14 protein-coding genes are annotated in these 15688 nt (G+C 65.3%); 5 read left to right on the top strand and 9 right to left on the bottom strand.

Annotation, left to right across the window (positions count from 1 at the left end; genetic code table 11):
* Positions 1 to 341: 341 nt before the first annotated feature.
* The 7 genes from GGD67_RS31095 to GGD67_RS31065 all read right to left on the bottom strand — a co-directional run bounded on the left by GGD67_RS31095 (position 342) and on the right by GGD67_RS31065 (position 5775).
* Positions 342 to 809: a nuclear transport factor 2 family protein gene (locus GGD67_RS31095; RefSeq protein ID WP_018317713.1), complete on the bottom strand. Its 468-nt coding sequence runs from the start codon at positions 807 to 809 to the stop codon at positions 342 to 344.
* 93 nt (positions 810 to 902) lie between these two features.
* Positions 903 to 1352, bottom strand: coding sequence for a tol-pal system-associated acyl-CoA thioesterase (gene ybgC, locus GGD67_RS31090; protein WP_092254538.1), 450 nt, complete (start codon positions 1350 to 1352; stop codon positions 903 to 905).
* A 68-nt stretch (positions 1353 to 1420) separates the two neighbouring features.
* Complete coding sequence (locus GGD67_RS31085; RefSeq protein WP_179738162.1) at positions 1421 to 2341, bottom strand: metallophosphoesterase; 921 nt, start codon at positions 2339 to 2341, stop codon at positions 1421 to 1423.
* Positions 2342 to 2470: 129 nt separating this feature from the next.
* Positions 2471 to 3505: a Holliday junction branch migration DNA helicase RuvB gene (ruvB, locus tag GGD67_RS31080; protein WP_177237050.1), complete on the bottom strand. Its 1035-nt coding sequence runs from the start codon at positions 3503 to 3505 to the stop codon at positions 2471 to 2473.
* 151 nt (positions 3506 to 3656) lie between these two features.
* Positions 3657 to 4274, bottom strand: a complete 618-nt coding sequence (ruvA, locus tag GGD67_RS31075; RefSeq protein ID WP_092254532.1) for a Holliday junction branch migration protein RuvA — start codon at positions 4272 to 4274, stop codon at positions 3657 to 3659.
* The gene (gene ruvC / locus GGD67_RS31070; RefSeq protein ID WP_092254529.1) at positions 4271 to 4798 is read right to left on the bottom strand and encodes a crossover junction endodeoxyribonuclease RuvC; all 528 of its coding nucleotides are present in this window, start codon (positions 4796 to 4798) and stop codon (positions 4271 to 4273) included. The genes ruvA and ruvC overlap by 4 nt, the downstream gene beginning before the upstream one ends.
* Before the next feature lie 230 nt (positions 4799 to 5028).
* Positions 5029 to 5775, bottom strand: coding sequence for a YebC/PmpR family DNA-binding transcriptional regulator (locus tag GGD67_RS31065; protein ID WP_179738160.1), 747 nt, complete (start codon positions 5773 to 5775; stop codon positions 5029 to 5031).
* Between the two features lie 210 nt (positions 5776 to 5985).
* Here GGD67_RS31065 and GGD67_RS31060 point away from each other — a divergent pair, with 210 nt between their 5' ends.
* The 5 genes from GGD67_RS31060 to GGD67_RS31040 all read left to right on the top strand — a co-directional run bounded on the left by GGD67_RS31060 (position 5986) and on the right by GGD67_RS31040 (position 14066).
* A complete protein-coding gene (locus GGD67_RS31060) occupies positions 5986 to 7731 on the top strand; it encodes a methyl-accepting chemotaxis protein (RefSeq protein WP_179738158.1) in 1746 nt (581 codons plus the stop codon).
* Positions 7732 to 7909: 178 nt separating this feature from the next.
* A complete protein-coding gene (locus GGD67_RS31055) occupies positions 7910 to 9334 on the top strand; it encodes a methyl-accepting chemotaxis protein (protein ID WP_179738156.1) in 1425 nt (474 codons plus the stop codon).
* Positions 9335 to 10084: 750 nt separating this feature from the next.
* Positions 10085 to 10549 carry a (2Fe-2S)-binding protein gene (locus tag GGD67_RS31050; protein ID WP_018318697.1) on the top strand — a complete coding sequence of 155 codons (465 nt, stop codon included), beginning with the start codon at positions 10085 to 10087 and terminating at the stop codon, positions 10547 to 10549.
* Between the two features lie 8 nt (positions 10550 to 10557).
* Positions 10558 to 12726 carry a xanthine dehydrogenase family protein molybdopterin-binding subunit gene (locus GGD67_RS31045; RefSeq protein WP_179738154.1) on the top strand — a complete coding sequence of 723 codons (2169 nt, stop codon included), beginning with the start codon at positions 10558 to 10560 and terminating at the stop codon, positions 12724 to 12726.
* The gene (locus GGD67_RS31040; protein WP_179738152.1) at positions 12723 to 14066 is read left to right on the top strand and encodes a cytochrome c; all 1344 of its coding nucleotides are present in this window, start codon (positions 12723 to 12725) and stop codon (positions 14064 to 14066) included. The genes GGD67_RS31045 and GGD67_RS31040 overlap by 4 nt, the downstream gene beginning before the upstream one ends.
* 208 nt (positions 14067 to 14274) lie before the next feature.
* Here the strand turns inward: GGD67_RS31040 and GGD67_RS31035 are convergent, their stop codons facing one another.
* Complete coding sequence (locus GGD67_RS31035; RefSeq protein WP_018318700.1) at positions 14275 to 15099, bottom strand: TIGR00282 family metallophosphoesterase; 825 nt, start codon at positions 15097 to 15099, stop codon at positions 14275 to 14277.
* Positions 15077 to 15673 (bottom strand): 5-formyltetrahydrofolate cyclo-ligase, encoded by a 597-nt coding sequence (locus tag GGD67_RS31030; RefSeq protein ID WP_018318701.1) that lies wholly within the window; start codon positions 15671 to 15673, stop codon positions 15077 to 15079. The genes GGD67_RS31035 and GGD67_RS31030 overlap by 23 nt, the downstream gene beginning before the upstream one ends.
* Positions 15674 to 15688 lie beyond the last annotated feature (15 nt).

Raw genomic sequence — 15688 nt, 5'->3', positions numbered from 1 at the left:
GCATCCGACCCCCTCCGTCTTCCGGGAGTCGTCTTCAGAATCCGTCTTGCCTTCCAATGCAATAGCTAGACAAAACCCATATGCGATTCCCCTGCACAAGGGGGGAGGGTGAAGCAGCACCGGCTTCGATAAACTCAGTGCGGTAGGGTGGGCAAAGCGAAGCGTGCCCACGTCCTGCGTGTTTGGCGAGACGACGTGGGCACGGCGCAAGTGCGCCTTTGCCCACCCTACGATTCCGGACTCGCTGAGAGAGACCCCTCACCGTATCGCCGCCATGCGGCGAGCCACCCTCTCCCACAGGGGAGAGGGTGCAGCGCGCCCGCCGCGCTATCTCGCTAACATCAAAACGGATCCGTTCCCAATCCCGGCACATCCGCGGGCCGCGGCCCGGGCGCGGTCCAGTGAAACCGGCGATCCTTCTCCGCAATCGCGATATCATTGATCGACGCCTCGCGCCGCTTCATCAAGCCGTGCTCGTCGAACTCCCACTGCTCGTTGCCGTAGGAGCGATACCACTGTCCGCCCGCGTCGTGCCATTCGTACTGGAAGCGCACGGCAATGCGGTTCTCGTCGAAGGCCCAGAGGTCCTTGATCAGGCGGTAGTCCTGCTCCTTCTCCCATTTGCGGGTGAGGAAGGCGACGATGGCCTCGCGGCCCTGAAAGACCTCAGAGCGATTGCGCCAGCGGCTATCCTCGGTATAGGCGAGCGAGACGCGCACCGGGTCGCGTGAATTCCAGGCGTCCTCGGCCATGCGGGCCTTCTGCGCGGCGGTCTCACGGGTGAAGGGCGGAAGCGGCGGGCGCGACATAATGGCCTCATCGGTTGGTCGGGGCCGCAATCTATCGCCCCAACTGCTGGAGTCGATAGACCATCACAAATCGGGCGATCACTTATCGGGCGATCACGAAATCAGATCGGCCTTCATCAACGCGCGGATCGATTTCGGGATCGGCTGCGCGCGGCCGCCGCTGATGAAGGCGACGCGGACCTCGGCCTTCACCAGAACTTCCCCGCCGCGCCGCACTTCCTGCGCCAGCATGATCGAGGCGCCCTTCACCGCGACCGGCCAGGTCACGACATCGAGCACGTCGTCCATCCGCGCGGGTTTCAGGAAATCCAGATGCATCGAGCGCACGACGAAGGCGAAGCCCGCGCCTTCCGTCTCCACCTGATCGAACAGCGCCTGCTGCTCGGCGCCCATCAGCCGGAGGTGATTGGTGCGGCCACGCTCCATGTAGCGCAGATAATTGGCGTGATAGACGATACCGGAGAAATCCGTGTCCTCGTAATAGACGCGGACCTGCATGTGGTGGCGGCCGTCGCGGATCTCGCCGTCGAGATGAGCTGTCACGTCGCGAGCCTCTTCGCTTGTCGCTATAGGTCCGTTTTGCGCAAAAACGGCCGGACGCGCAAGCGTTGCTAGGACACAGCGAGCCCTGTCCTTCCCAGCGTCACCTCGACGATCTCGGGCGGCACACCGACACGGACCGGCATGATGCTGCAACCGAGGCCGCCGGAGACAATGAGGTCGCATTTCAGCCGGAAGTGGCCATAAGCGAGGCGCAGGCCGTTCTTGGGCGAAACCGCCGGCGACCAGCCGAGCAGACGAACCTGGCCGCCATGGGTATGGCCGGACAGTTGCAGCGCGACGCGCCCAGGTACGAGCGGCGCGATGTTGGGCTCGTGCGCGAGCAGGATGACCGGCGCATCGTCGGTGACCTTCGCCAGCGTGCCCGCAAGATCATCGACGCCAAGCCGGTGCGCGCGGCCGAAGCGCTTCGAAGGATAATAGGCCAGCTGATCGCCGAGCCCGGCGAGCCAGAACGGGCGGCCGTCTTTGGAAAGACGCACGACGTCGTTCTCGTAGACGGGAATGCCGGCCGCCTCCAGCGCCCGATGCGCGATGGTCGGCCCATGCCCCGCCCGCTGCACGGTCAAGTCGTCCCAATAATCGTGATTGCCCATGACGGCATGGACGCCGAGCGGTGCCTTGAGTCCGACCAGCACCCTCGCCCATTCGCGCGACGGGATGAGACGCGTGACGTGGTGAAGGCCGGCGACATAGTCGCCGAGCAGCACGATGATATCAGGCTTCAGCGCATTGGTACGGTCGACGATGCCCTCGATCCGCTCCAGCGACATCCAGGGATCGCAGGCGTGGATGTCGGCGATGGCCGCGATCTTCAACGGAAAATCCGCCGGCCATTGCCGCGGCGTCGGATGATAGCGGGTGACGCGAAGCCGCAGCACCGGCTCGACGCCGACGCCGTACGCGGCGGTCGAGATGCCGAGGGCGGACAGACCGCCGATGGAACGGATGAAATGACGGCGCGTGATCATGGAAGCCCGATCGAGATGCGCCTTGTTGATGCGGTCTGATTGGAGCGGAATTGGGGTGCGTTCGTGCAGACCGTCTGCACGAGATTACCAGAAATTCATGATAGAAGGAGCGCGCTGCATTGGCGCAGCTCAATCGTCGCTCTCGTCCGTGCCGAACAGGCCGAATTGTGCCGCCGCATCGCGCGAGGGCTCGGCGATGCCGAGATGACGGAAGGCGTGCGAGGTGAGCAGACGGCCGCGCGGGGTGCGCTGGAGATAGCCGCACTGGATCAGATAGGGCTCGATGATGTCCTCGATCGCATCGCGCGGCTCGGACAACGCGGCGGCCATGGTCTCAACGCCAACCGGGCCGCCGCCATAGTTCATCGCGATGGTCGTGAGGTAGCGACGGTCCATCGCGTCGAGGCCCGCGGCATCGACCTCGAGCGCGCTCAGGGCGTGGTCGGCGATCTTGCGATCGATCTTGTCGGCATCGGCCGCCGAGGCGAAATCGCGCACGCGGCGGAGCAGGCGGCCGGCGATACGCGGCGTGCCGCGGGCGCGGCGGGCGATTTCGTTGGCGCCATCCGCGCTCATGCCGACATTGAGCACGCGCGCGCCGCGGCTGACGATGCTTTCGAGCTCCTCGATCGTGTAGAAATTGAGCCGCACCGGAATGCCGAAACGATCGCGCAATGGATTGGTGAGCAGGCCGGCACGCGTGGTGGCGCCGACGAGGGTGAATTTCGACAGCTCGATCTTCACCGAGCGCGCCGCCGGGCCTTCGCCGATGATGAGGTCGAGCTGAAAGTCCTCCATCGCGGGATAGAGCACCTCTTCCACCGCCGGGCTCAGACGATGGATCTCGTCGATGAAGAGCACGTCGCGCTCTTCGAGATTGGTGAGGAGGGCTGCGAGATCACCGGCCTTTGCGATCACAGGCCCTGACGTCGCGCGAAAGCCGACGCCCAGCTCCTTGGCCACGATCTGCGCCAGCGTGGTCTTGCCGAGGCCGGGCGGGCCGACGAACAGCACGTGATCCAGCGCCTCGCCGCGCTTGCGCGCCGCCTCGATGAAGATCGAAAGGTTCTTGCGCGCCTGCTGCTGGCCGACGAAGTCGGACAGCGATTGCGGCCGCAGGGCGGTGTCGCCGACATCGTCGCTGCGGCGCTCGGGCGAGACCATGCGGTTGGCCTTGGGATCGCTCACCTGGCGAACTCCCCGTAGGGTGGGCAAAGGCGCTCTTCGTGCCGTGCCCACGATATCTCTCCGATCGCCCTAAGAGTGGTGGGCACGCTGCGCTTTGCCCACCCTACGAGACTGACCATTGCCGCGCTCACTTCGCCAGTTCCTTCAGGCCGAGGCGGATCAGCTGCGCCGTCTCGGCATTCTCACCCGCGCTGCGCGATGCGGATGCAATGGCGGCGGCCGCTTGCGGCTGACCATAGCCGAGATTGACCAGCGCGGAGATCGCGTCTGCGACGGGCCGCGGCGCCCGCTGGTCGTCGACAGCGCCGGCAAGATGCACCACAGCCGGATCGACATTGGCGAAAGCCGGCGCCTTGTCCTTCAATTCGGTGACGATGCGTTCGGCGACCTTGGGACCAACGCCGGGCGTGCGCGCCACCGCGGCCTTGTCGCGGAGCGCAATGGCATTGGCGAGATCGGCCGGCGCCAGCGTGCCGAGCACGGCGAGCGCGACCTTGGCGCCGACGCCCTGCACGGTCTGGAGCAGGCGAAACCATTCGCGCTCCTGGTCGGTGCGGAAGCCGAACAGTTTGATCTGGTCCTCGCGGACATAGGTCTCGATCGACAGCACGGCAGCCTCTCCCGGCTTGGGCAGATGCTGCAACGTGCGCGTCGAGCAATGCACCTGATAGCCGACGCCGCCGACGTCAAGAATCACGAAATCCTCGCCATAGGAATCGATCAGGCCCTTGAGCTTGCCGATCATAACCCCGCCACCTTCAGCCGCAGCGCGGTGCTCTGGCGGTGATGGGCGTGGGTGATGGCGATGGCGAGCGCGTCGGCGGCGTCGGCGGACGGCGGCTCGGCCTTGGGCAGCAATATCTTCAGCATCATCGCGATCTGTTGCTTGTCGGCATGGCCGGCGCCGACCACGGTCTTCTTGACCTGGTTCGGCGCGTATTCGGCGACCGAGATGCCGAACATTGCGGGCGCCAGCATGGCGACGCCGCGGGCCTGGCCGAGCTTCAGCGTCGCAACGCCGTCCTTATTGACGAAGGTCTGCTCGACCGCGGCTTCCATCGGCTGATGGTTCGAGAGCACGGCCGCGAGCCCTTCATGGATCGCGAGCAGCCGGCGCGCCAGCGGCAAATCGTCCGGCGGTTCCACCGAACCGCAGGCGACGTAGATCAGGCGATTGCCCTCAGCCTCGATCACGCCCCAGCCGGTGCGGCGGAGGCCAGGGTCGATGCCGATGATGCGAACGGGGCCACGAATCGGGAGCGCAGTCATGGGGCCAGTGATAGCGGCTGGCTGCCGTGGGGGAAACAGAAACAGAACGGAAGTAACAGGGGAAGTGGGGGCGTTAGTGAGCCGCACCGCCCACCACAGACTCCGGCGTCATACCCCGCGAAGGCGGGGTATCCAGTACGCCTCGGCTTCTCCGTATTCCCATTGCTGTCTCTGGAATACTGGGTCGCCCGGTCAAGCCGGACGACGACAGCGGAATGCGGAGCTGGTGATCACCCACCCATCTTCGCCATCAGCGCGTCCGAGACCTCGAAATTGGCGTAGACGTGCTGGACGTCGTCGTGCTCGTTGAGCAGGTCCATCAGCTTGAGCAGCTTCTCGCCGGTCTCGTCGTCGACCGCGACCGTGTTTTGCGGCTTCCAGATCAGCGCGGCCTTGCGCGGCTCGCCGAACTTGGCTTCCAGCGCCTTGGCGACGTCGCGATAGCCTTCGGTCGAGGCGTAGATCTCGTGACCGGCTTCGCCGGAGACGACGTCGTCGGCGCCGGCCTCGATCGCGGCATCGAGCACGGCGTCGTCGGAAGCGACGCTGCGGTCGTATTCGATGATTCCGGTGCGATCGAACATGAAGGACACCGAACCGGTTTCGCCGAGATTGCCGCCCGATTTGGTGAAGAAGGAGCGGATGTCGGAGGCGGCGCGGTTACGGTTGTCGGTCAGCGCCTCGACGATGACGGCGACGCCGCCAGGACCATAGCCCTCGTAGCGGATCTCGTCATAGTTCTCGCCGTCGCTGCCGAGTGCCTTCTTGATGGCGCGCTCGATATTGTCCTTCGGCATGTTCTCCTGCCGCGCGGCGATTACGGCGGCGCGGAGGCGGGGGTTCATGTTGGGGTCGGGCGTGCCAAGCTTGGCCGCGACGGTGATTTCCCGCGCCAGCTTGCCGAACAGCTTCGACTTCTGGGCATCCTGCCGCCCCTTGCGGTGCATGATGTTCTTGAATTGGGAATGTCCGGCCATGCGTGGTCTCTCGGGGATCTCTTGGAATCGTACGCCAATGAGGGTGGGAAACGCGGCCTTATAGGCCGCCAACCCACCGGAATGAAAGGGTCTCGGATACTTTAAGGTAACACCGTACGGGCCCCTGCCCAGAGGTGAGGCATCGTTAACCCTGACTTCATTCCAGCCTGCGAAAATAACCTCCGAGCGTCCCCCGACAAGAGAGACCTGATGGCATTCGGACTATTTCGGAAGCGTCTGCCGGATATGGCCGCGCCCGTGGCAGCCGCAGAGGCCGCGCCGCCGGCGGCCCAGTCCGAGCCCGCCCCGGCCGAAGGTGATTCGGCCCGGGAGATCCTGGAATTGCTGGAACTCGAGCTTGGCGCGATGATCCGCCAGCTCGAGCGCGCCGCCAATTCGGTGGCGGGCGGCGCCGAAGCGACCGCATCGACGCTTGCCGCCATCCGCGACCGCACCGACGCCCTGACCGGCCGGACCAATGCCGCGCAATCGACCGCATCCACCTTCGCCCATGCCGCCGACAAGTTCACCCAGTCCGCGCTGGGGATCGGGGCGCAGGTTCGCGAGGCCGGCAAGCTCGCCGACGAGGCCAGCGCCGCGGCGCAGGAAGCCCGCGCCAATGTCGATCGCTTGCGCGAATCCTCCGCCGCCATCGGCAATGTCGTCAATCTGATCGCACAGATCGCGCGGCAGACGACGCTGCTCGCGCTCAACTCGACGATCGAGGCCGCACGCGCGGGCGCTGCGGGAAAAGGCTTTGCGGTCGTCGCGACCGAGGTCAAGGCCCTCGCGGTGCAGACGCAAGGGGCGACGGAAGAAATTACGAAGAAGATCGACGCGCTGCAGCGCGACGCCGCCGGCTCCGCGGACGCCGTGCACCGCATTTCGCAGGCGATCGAGGCGATCCGCCCGGTCTTCGAGACCGTCAACGGCGCGGTCGCCGAACAGAACGCCACCACCAGCGAAGTCTCCGGCAACGCCGCCAGCGCCTCGGAGTTCATCGTCTCGGTCGGCGAGAGCGCAGCCGAGATCGATGCCGCGACCAAGGCGGCCGAGAGCCATGGCGAGAACGTCGCCAGTGCCGGCAAAGCCGTCACCACCTTCGCACAGAAGCTGAAATCGCGCTGCGCCGTGCTGCTCCGCCAGAGCGAGCATGACGACCGCCGCAAGACCGAACGGCTGCCCTGCCATCTGAAGCTCGAAACCGCGCGCGGCGTGATGCCGGTCTATGAAATCTCGATGGACGGCGTGCTGATCGGTGGCGCGGATGCGGGCCGGCTTGCACCGCAATCAATGATCGAAGGCACCCTCGAAGCCGTCGGCGCCTGCCGCCTGCGCGTGATCGAGCAATCCAAGGCCGGGGCCCGCGCGCAATTCGTCGGTCCCAATGCCGAACTCAGCGAAAAGATCGAGGACAGGCTCTGGGCGATCCACGAAGAGAACACGGAGTTCGTCACCCGCGCCATGGAAGCGGGCAACGCGCTGACCAAGATCTTCGAGCAGGCCCTTGCCCGCGGCGAAGTTGGGATCGACGACCTGTTCGACACCGACTACGCCGAAATCGCCGGAACCAATCCGCAGCAATACCGCACGAAATATCTCGACTGGGCCGACCGCGCGCTGCCGCCGTTCCAGGAGGTCTTTCTGGCCAAGGACCAGCGCATGGCGTTCTGCGCCATGGTCGACCGCAACGGCTTCCTGCCGGTGCACAACAAGATCTATTCGCACCCGCAGCGACCGGGCGACGTCGCCTGGAACACAGCCAATAGTCGCAACCGCAGGATATTCAACGATCCGGCGGGGTTGGCGGCCGCACGCAACCTGCGCTCGTACCTGGTGCAGAGTTATGCGCGCGACATGGGCAATGGGAATACGGTGATGATGCGCGAGATCGACGTTCCGATCCGCGTGCAGGGCCGGCACTGGGGTGGATTCCGCACGGCTTACAAGCTCTAGAGCCTGGTCCGAAAAAATGTCCCGCAGTTTTTCGAGCGGAATAGAGAAATAAGGCGCGAATTGCGCCTGAGTGCACGCTCAGGCAAGACGCCGGCCGCGAATCATCCTTTTAAGCAGAACTGGATTGGGAATGCCGCCGTGAGCCGGGTTGCGGCTCTGACTGGAGGACTCATCGAACATGTCCGTCGTACAACTTGCAGTCATGGACACCGGCTCCAATCGCACGCTGGCCGAGCGGCTGATTGATCAGCTTGCCGACCGCATCGGCGGCCTCGGCGTGGAACTCGCCGATATCGCCGGCAACGTTCAGGAAGTCGCCAACCGCGTCGCAAACCAGTCGGAACGGTTCCACCATCTCCAGGAGACGGCCGAGACGATGGTCTCGGCCAACCACGATATCGCCAATGCATCGCAGGCGGTGCAGACCACGACCTCCGCTGCGGTCGGCGAGATCGCGCAATCGCGCAGCGCCGTCGACACCGCGGTCAGCCACATCTCCGAGCTCGTCGCAGCGGTGGAGCGCATCGAGGCACGCCTCAGTGCCGTCGGCTCGGCGCTGGCGCAGGTCGCGAAAGTCTCTGGCTCGATCGAGGCGATCGCGAAGCAGACCAATCTGCTGGCGCTGAACGCAACCATCGAAGCCGCCCGCGCCGGCAATGCCGGCCGCGGGTTCGCGGTGGTGGCAAGCGAGGTGAAGAACCTCGCGGAAGCCACCCGCCAGGCCACGCACCAGATCTCCGACACCGTGCGCGATCTCGACGGCCAGATCGAAGGCCTGATCGGCGAGAGCAGCGACGCCTCGCAGCGCGCCAAGACCGCAGGCGAAGGCGCCCAGCAGATCTCCGGCATCATCTCGCGGGTTCAGCAGGGCTTCGCCTCCGTGGAGGCGGAGATCGGCAGCGTCACGCGCGCGGCGACCTCCAATCTCGGACATTGCGACACCGTCATCAGCGAGCTGAACGAACTCGCCAAGGGCGTCGACCTCTCCTCGCGCGATCTCAAGAGCGCCGACCAGCGCGTGACCAAGCTGCTCGACACCTCCGAAGGCCTGATCGCGCTGATTGCCGACAGCGGCGTGGAGACATCCGACGCACCGCTGATCCGGGTCGTCGTCGAGACCGCGAAACGGATCTCGACCGAGTTCGAGGCCGCGATCGATCGCGGCGACATCACGCTCGACCAGCTCATGGACGAGACGTATCGCGAAATTCCCGGCACCGATCCAAAGCAGTACCTCACCAATTACGTCGACTTCACCGACCGCGTGCTGCCGGCGATCCAGGATCCGATCCAGAAATCCGATCCCCGCATCGTGTTCTGCGTCGCCTGGGCCAAGGGCGGCTATCTGCCGACCCACAACCCCAACTACCGCCTGCCGCAGGGCAAGGACCCGGTCTGGAACAACGCCAATTGCCGCAACCGCCGCCTGTTCACCGATCGCGCGGTGAAGAAGGTCGCGGCGAACACCAAGCCGTTCTTGCTCCAGACCTATCGCCGTGACATGGGCGGCGGACAGTTCGTGCTGATGAAGGACCTGTCCTCGCCGATCGTGATCCGCGGCAAGCACTGGGGCGCCTTCCGGATGGGTTTCCGGCAGAGCTGACGGCCGGCGCGACGGCACGCGCCGTCGTCCCCGAAATATAAAAACTCGAAAACAACCCCATGCACAGTAGCCGGGGCGTGCGAAATCAATGGCTTACAGTCGGCTGAAATTGAGCTGGCTGGTTGCCATGGAAAAGGTGCGCTCCCTCTCCCGCTTGCGGGGGAGGGCTGGGGTGGGGGTGTCTCCACAACGAACACTCCCAATGTGGAGAAAGCCCCAATGTGGAGAAAGCCCTCCCCCGGCGCTTCGCGCCGACCTCTCCAGCAAGCGGGAGAGGTTAAGCGAGCCCGCGGCTCGACCGATTCAACAAACAGTCATTCTGCTCCACACGCTTGACGCTCCGTCGGGCAAAACAGGAGAATAATGTCGTCATCGCGCAACTCTCCGGCCGCCAGCCGTTGCGATTGATCCCGTGCGCGCCGCCGCACGGCTCTCCTAATCACCCGACTTTCCCAATCGCACGACTTTCGTCATCGCATGATTTTGCGCATCCGCACGACAGTCTGCGGCGATCGACGACGCGCGCGCCGAAAATGCGTCAAAACATGACGATTATCATATCAATTAGCCCAAAATGCTGGCAGCGAGCGCCGCACAAATTCGTGAACGTCATGGGCTGACGCGTCAGCAGCGCAAATATGCATTGCCGGAGATTGCGACGCTTCATCGTTTCGTATCGGTATGATTATTGTCGCGCGCGAATTCGCTGACTAGATCGCCGCAAGCGATCGAGCGAGCAAGGGGATGCATATGGCAACTGTTCTCACCATCAACGGCGAAACGAAATCGTTCGATGCGCCGCCTGAAATGCCGCTGCTGTGGGTGCTGCGCGACATCCTCGGAATGACCGGCACCAAGTTCGGCTGCGGCATCGCGCAATGCGGCGCCTGCACGGTGCATGTCGACGGCAAGGCGGTGCGCTCCTGCGTCCTGCCGGTCAGCGCGGTCGAGAACCGCGCCGTCACCACGATCGAACATGTCGGCAGCACGCCTGCGGGCGCGAAGGTGCAGAAGGCCTGGCTCGATCTCGAAGTGATTCAGTGCGGCTATTGCCAGTCCGGCCAGATCATGTCGGCCGCCGCATTGCTGGCAGCTACGCCCAATCCTGACGATTCCGACATCGACGCCGCGATGGCCGGCAACATCTGCCGCTGCGGCACCTATGTCCGCATCCGCGAGGCCGTCAAGCAGGCCGCCAACGGCCGCCAGTCCTGAGGTTCGCCATGAATGCACATGACAGCGTCTCCCGCCGCGCGCTGCTGACCGGCGGTCTCGCCACCGGTTTCCTGCTCGCCTTCCATCTGCCGCTGCGCGCCGCCGTCAACGAACCGGTGCAGCCGCGCGATGCGACCGAGGGCAAGTTCGCGCCCAATGCCTTCATCCGCATCGACGAGACCGGCCGCACCGTGCTGATGATGCCGCAGGTCGAGATGGGCCAGGGCACCTACACCTCGATCTCCGCCGTGCTCGCCGAGGAGCTGGATGCCGATTGGAGCAGGGTCGAGGTCCAGCACGCCCCGCCGAACGACAAGCTCTACGGTAATCCGACCTTCGGCCTGCAGGTCACCGGCAACTCCAACTCGATCCGGGCCTGGTGGCTGCCGCTGCGCAAGGCCGGTGCCACCGCCCGCGCGATGCTGGTGCAGGCCGCGGCCGCCCAATGGGGCGTCGAGCCCGCGAGCTGCACGGCATCGAAGGGCGAGGTCGCGCATGAAGCGAGCGGCCGCAAGCTCGCTTTCGGCGCGCTGGCGCTCGCTGCGCAAGGCCAGACCCCGCCGAAGGATGTTGCGCTGAAGGACCCCAAGGACTTCGTCATCATCGGCCAGCCGCTGAAGCGGCTCGACACGCCCGACAAGGTCAACGGCAAGGCCGTCTACGGCATCGACGCGATCCTGCCCGGCATGAAGTTCGCCACCGTCGCCGCCTGCCCCGTGTTCGGCGGCAAGGTCGGCAAGGTCGACGACAGCGCCGCGGTGAAGCTCCCCGGCGTGCGCAAGGTCGTGGTGCTCGACGACATGGTCGCCGTGATCGGCGATCACATGTGGGCGGCCAAGAAGGGCCTCGAAGCGCTCAAGATCGAGTGGAACGAGGGACCCAACGCTGCGATCACCACGAAGGATGTCTGGGACGATCTGCGCAAGGCCAGCCAGAAGGACGGCGCGGTCGCCAAATCCGACGGCGACATCGCCAAGGCGCTGGCGAGCGGCGACAAGTTCGAGGCGGCTTACGAGCTGCCGTTCCTGGCGCATGCGTCGATGGAGCCGATCAACGCCACGGTGCACGTGAAGCCCGGCTCCTGCGAGATCTGGACCGGCACGCAGATCATGACGCGCGTGCAGTCGGAGGCGGCGAAGGCCGCCGGGCTTCCGGTCGACAAGGTGATCGTCAACAATCATCTGCTCGGCGGCGGTTTCGGCCGCAAGCTCGAGCCCGACATGGTGATCGCGGCGGTGAAGATCGCAAAACAGGTCGACTACCCCGTGAAGGTGGTGTGGACCCGCGAGGAGGACATCCAGCACGATGTCTATCGTCCGGTCTATCGCGACCAGATCACGGCATCGCTGGTCGACGGCAAGGTCGCGGGGTGGAAGTACAAGGTCGCCGGCTCCGCGGTGCTGGCGCGCTGGTTGCCGCCGGCGTTCCAGAAGGGCATCGACATCGACGCGATCGATGCCGCGGTCGACGCGCCCTACGACTTCGCCAATTTCCACGTCGAATATGTCCGCGCCGAGCCGCTGTCGGTGCCGACAGGCTTCTGGCGCGGCGTCGGCCCCAACAACAACGTGTTCGCGGTCGAATGCGCGATGGACGAGCTCGCGCGCAAGGCGGGCAAGGACCCGATCGAGTTCCGAAAGTCCATGCTGACCAAGAACCCGCGCATGCTCGCGGTGCTCACCCAGGTCGCAGAGAAATCCGGCTGGGGCCAGCCGCTGCCTCCGCGCGTCGGTCGCGGCGTCTGCGTGCAGCCGTCATTCGCGAGCTTCATCGCGACCGTGGTGGAGGCCGAGATCGACGACATCGGCGAGATCGTGCTCCGCCGCATCACCTCGGTGGTCGACACCGGCATTGCAGTCAACCCCGACACTGTGAAGGCGCAGATCGAGGGCGGGCTGATCTTCGGCCTCACCGCCGCGCTCTATGGCGAGATCACCATCGACAAGGGCCGCGTGCAGCAATCGAACTTCCACGACTACCGCATGATGCGCATCAACGAAACGCCGAAGATCGAGGTGATCGTCGCCAAGAGCGGCGAAGCGCCCGGCGGCATCGGCGAGGCCGGCGTCAACGCCGGACCGCCGGCGCTGCGCAACGCGATTCTTGCCGCAACCGGCGTGGCGCTGCGGCGCCTGCCCATTGACCGGAAACTGCTGGCTGCGGGGAAGAAGGCATGAGCGGCAAGATGCGTATCCTCACAAGCGTCGCGGCAATCGCCATCGTCGCAGCAGGGCTCGGCGTCTGGATCATTCGCGGGCCCGGCCCGCTCGACTTCGCCGGCGGCACGAAGGTGGCGCTGGCGGATTACCGCGCCGGCAAGCCGACCGGCGTGCCCGCCAAGCTGGAGAAGGCAAGCCTGGTCGAGCGCGGCGAATATCTCGCCAAGGCGGCCGACTGCATGGTCTGCCACACCAAGCCGGGCGAGAAGGACTATGCGGGCGGGCTCGCGTTCAAGCTGCCGTTCGGCACGCTCTATTCCACCAACATCACGCCGGACAAGGACACCGGCATCGGCGATTACAACGACCAGGATTTTCTGAACGCGGTCCAGCACGGCCAGCGTCGCGACGGCGCCCGGCTCTATCCGGCGATGCCGTACACGTCCTACACGTTCATGACGGATGAGGACGTGCTGGCGGTGAAGGCCTATCTGTTCAGCCTGCCGCCGGTGCGCGCGAAGGCGCCGGACAATACGCTGTCGTTCCCGTTCAACCAGCGCTGGGCGATGATTGCCTGGTCGGCCGTGTTCAATCCGGACACGCGCTTTGCCCCCGATATTTCGAAGAGCCCGGAATGGAACAGGGGCGCGTATCTTGTCGAAGCGCTGGCGCATTGCGGCGAATGCCACACCCCGCGCAATCTCGGTTTTGCGCTGGATAACCGCAGGAAGTTCGCCGGCGCGATCACGGCGGGCTGGCGCGCCTTCAACATCTCCTCCGACAAGGCGACAGGTCTTGGCAATTGGAGCGACCAGGATCTGATCTCCTATCTGTCGCTCGGCCATGCGCCGGGCCACGGCTCGGCCTCGGGGCCGATGGGTGAAGCGGTCGACCACAGCTTTAGCCGGTTCGCGCCCGAAGACATCCGCTCCATCGTTGCTTACCTGCGCAGCGTGCCGCCGCAGCCCTCGCCTGACCTGCCCGCGACCACGGCGCCGGTCGCGCCCGCCTCGCACAAGGACGGCGTCACGGCGGACGCACGCGGCAAGAAGGTGTTCGCCAGCGCCTGCGCCAGCTGTCACGGCTGGAGCGGCGAGAGCCCGGTGTCCCCGATGGCAACGCTCACCGGCACCTGGGCCGTCAACGACCCCGCCGCCACCAACGTCGCGCAGATCGTGCTGTCAGGTACGAAGCGGCATACACCGGATGGCGCACTTTCGATGCCGGCGTTCGGCAATGCGTATACCGACGACGAGATCGCGGCGGTGGCGAACTACGTCACGGCGCGGTTCGGGACGAAGGGCTCGAAGCTGACGGCAAAGGATGTCGCGGAGCTGCGGGGGCAGACGGCGGAGTAGGCAGCCGGGGTTACTTGCGGCGAGATTGATGCGCTATCGCGCGCGTCAATCTCCGCCGTCGTCCCGGACAAGCGAAGCGCAGATCCGGGACCCATACCCACAGGGAGTAGTTTGACGATGACTCGGAGTGGGAGCTTTGCCCCATATTACTCCTGGGGTTATGGGTCCCTGCGTTCGCGGGGACGACACCGAGGTTGACGCGGCTCTGCTAACTCAGCCAGAACTTCGGCGTCGTCGGCTCCAGCCTTCCGCCGACGCGCACCGGTGCGATCTTGAGCGCGAGGCCCGTTGCATCATCCGTCTCCACCGCGACGCCGCTCAGCGTCGCTGCGCCCGCGGCCGGCTCGAATCTCCCCGACGGAATCCCCGAGGTGAACCTGCGCAGCGGCTCTTCCTTCTGCATGCCGATGATGGAATCGTAGTCGCCGGTCATGCCGGCATCGGTCATGTAGGCGGTACCGCCCGAGAGGATCTGGTGGTCGGCGGTCGGCACATGGGTGTGCGTGCCGACGACGAGGCTGGCGCGGCCGTCGCAGAAGAAGCCGATGCCCTGCTTCTCGCTGCTCGCCTCGCAATGGAAGTCGACGACGACGGCATCGGCGGCAACGCCGAGCGGACAGGCCCCTAACTCGCGCTCCAGCGCTGCGAAGGGATCATCGAACGGGGTCATGAAGACGCGGCCCAAAGCGTTGACGACGAGCGCATGCTTGCCGTTCTTGGTCTCGACCAGGGCGGCGCCGCGGCCCGGCGTGCCGCGCGGATAGTTCGCCGGACGCACCAGGCGCTCGGCACGCTCGATGAACACAAGCGCTTCACGCTGGTCCCAGGAATGGTTGCCGAGCGTGACCGCGTCGGCACCGGCATCGAGAAACTCCTGATAGATCGCTTCCGTGATGCCGAAGCCGCCGGCGGAATTCTCGCCGTTGACGACGACGAAATCGAGCGACCAGTCCTTGACCATGCCGGGCAGATAGTCGGCGATGGCCGTGCGTCCTGCACGGCCGACGACGTCACCCACGAAGAGAATGCGCAACTTCAGAACTCCGGAAATCGAACACGTCCGATTCCGTTAGCACATAATCCAGCGCGACGTCGTGGGATAGTGCCGGAACCGCCTTGATCTCCTGCGCTGCAAAAGCGAGCCCGATGCCGACGATATTCTTGGCCTTGCGCAAATGCGCGAAGGTGAAGTCGTAATGCCCCGCGCCATAGCCGATGCGATGGCCGAGACGGTCGAACGCCGCCAGCGGCGTCAGCATGATATCCGGAATGACTTCGCTTGCGGCTGGCGACGGCTCGGGAATGCCGAGCGGACCGAGCATCAGGCGATCGTTCGGGTGGAAGATGCGGAAGATCAGCGACTGGCCGCGCGCGGTGACGCAAGGCAGCGCCAGCTTTGCGCCCTCTTCGGCGAGCTTCTTCAGCAGCGGCATCGGATCGATCTCGCTGCGGATCGGCGAATAGCCGGAGACGATGCTGCCGGGCAGAAGCTGGAATGGCAGTCCGCGTTTGGCGAGCTTTGCGGCGGCGGCGCTGCGCTTCTTCTCGCTGAGCGCGTCGCGTGCCGCCAGGGCCTTGGCACGGAGTTCGGCTTTCGAATTGGGCATGCGCTTTGGTCCCCC

The organism is Bradyrhizobium sp. IAR9, assembly GCF_013408065.1.
Classification (GTDB): Bacteria; Pseudomonadota; Alphaproteobacteria; order Rhizobiales; family Xanthobacteraceae; genus Bradyrhizobium.
Note: the sequence above shows the minus strand (reverse complement) of the source record. Positions and strands in the feature narration are given on the sequence as shown.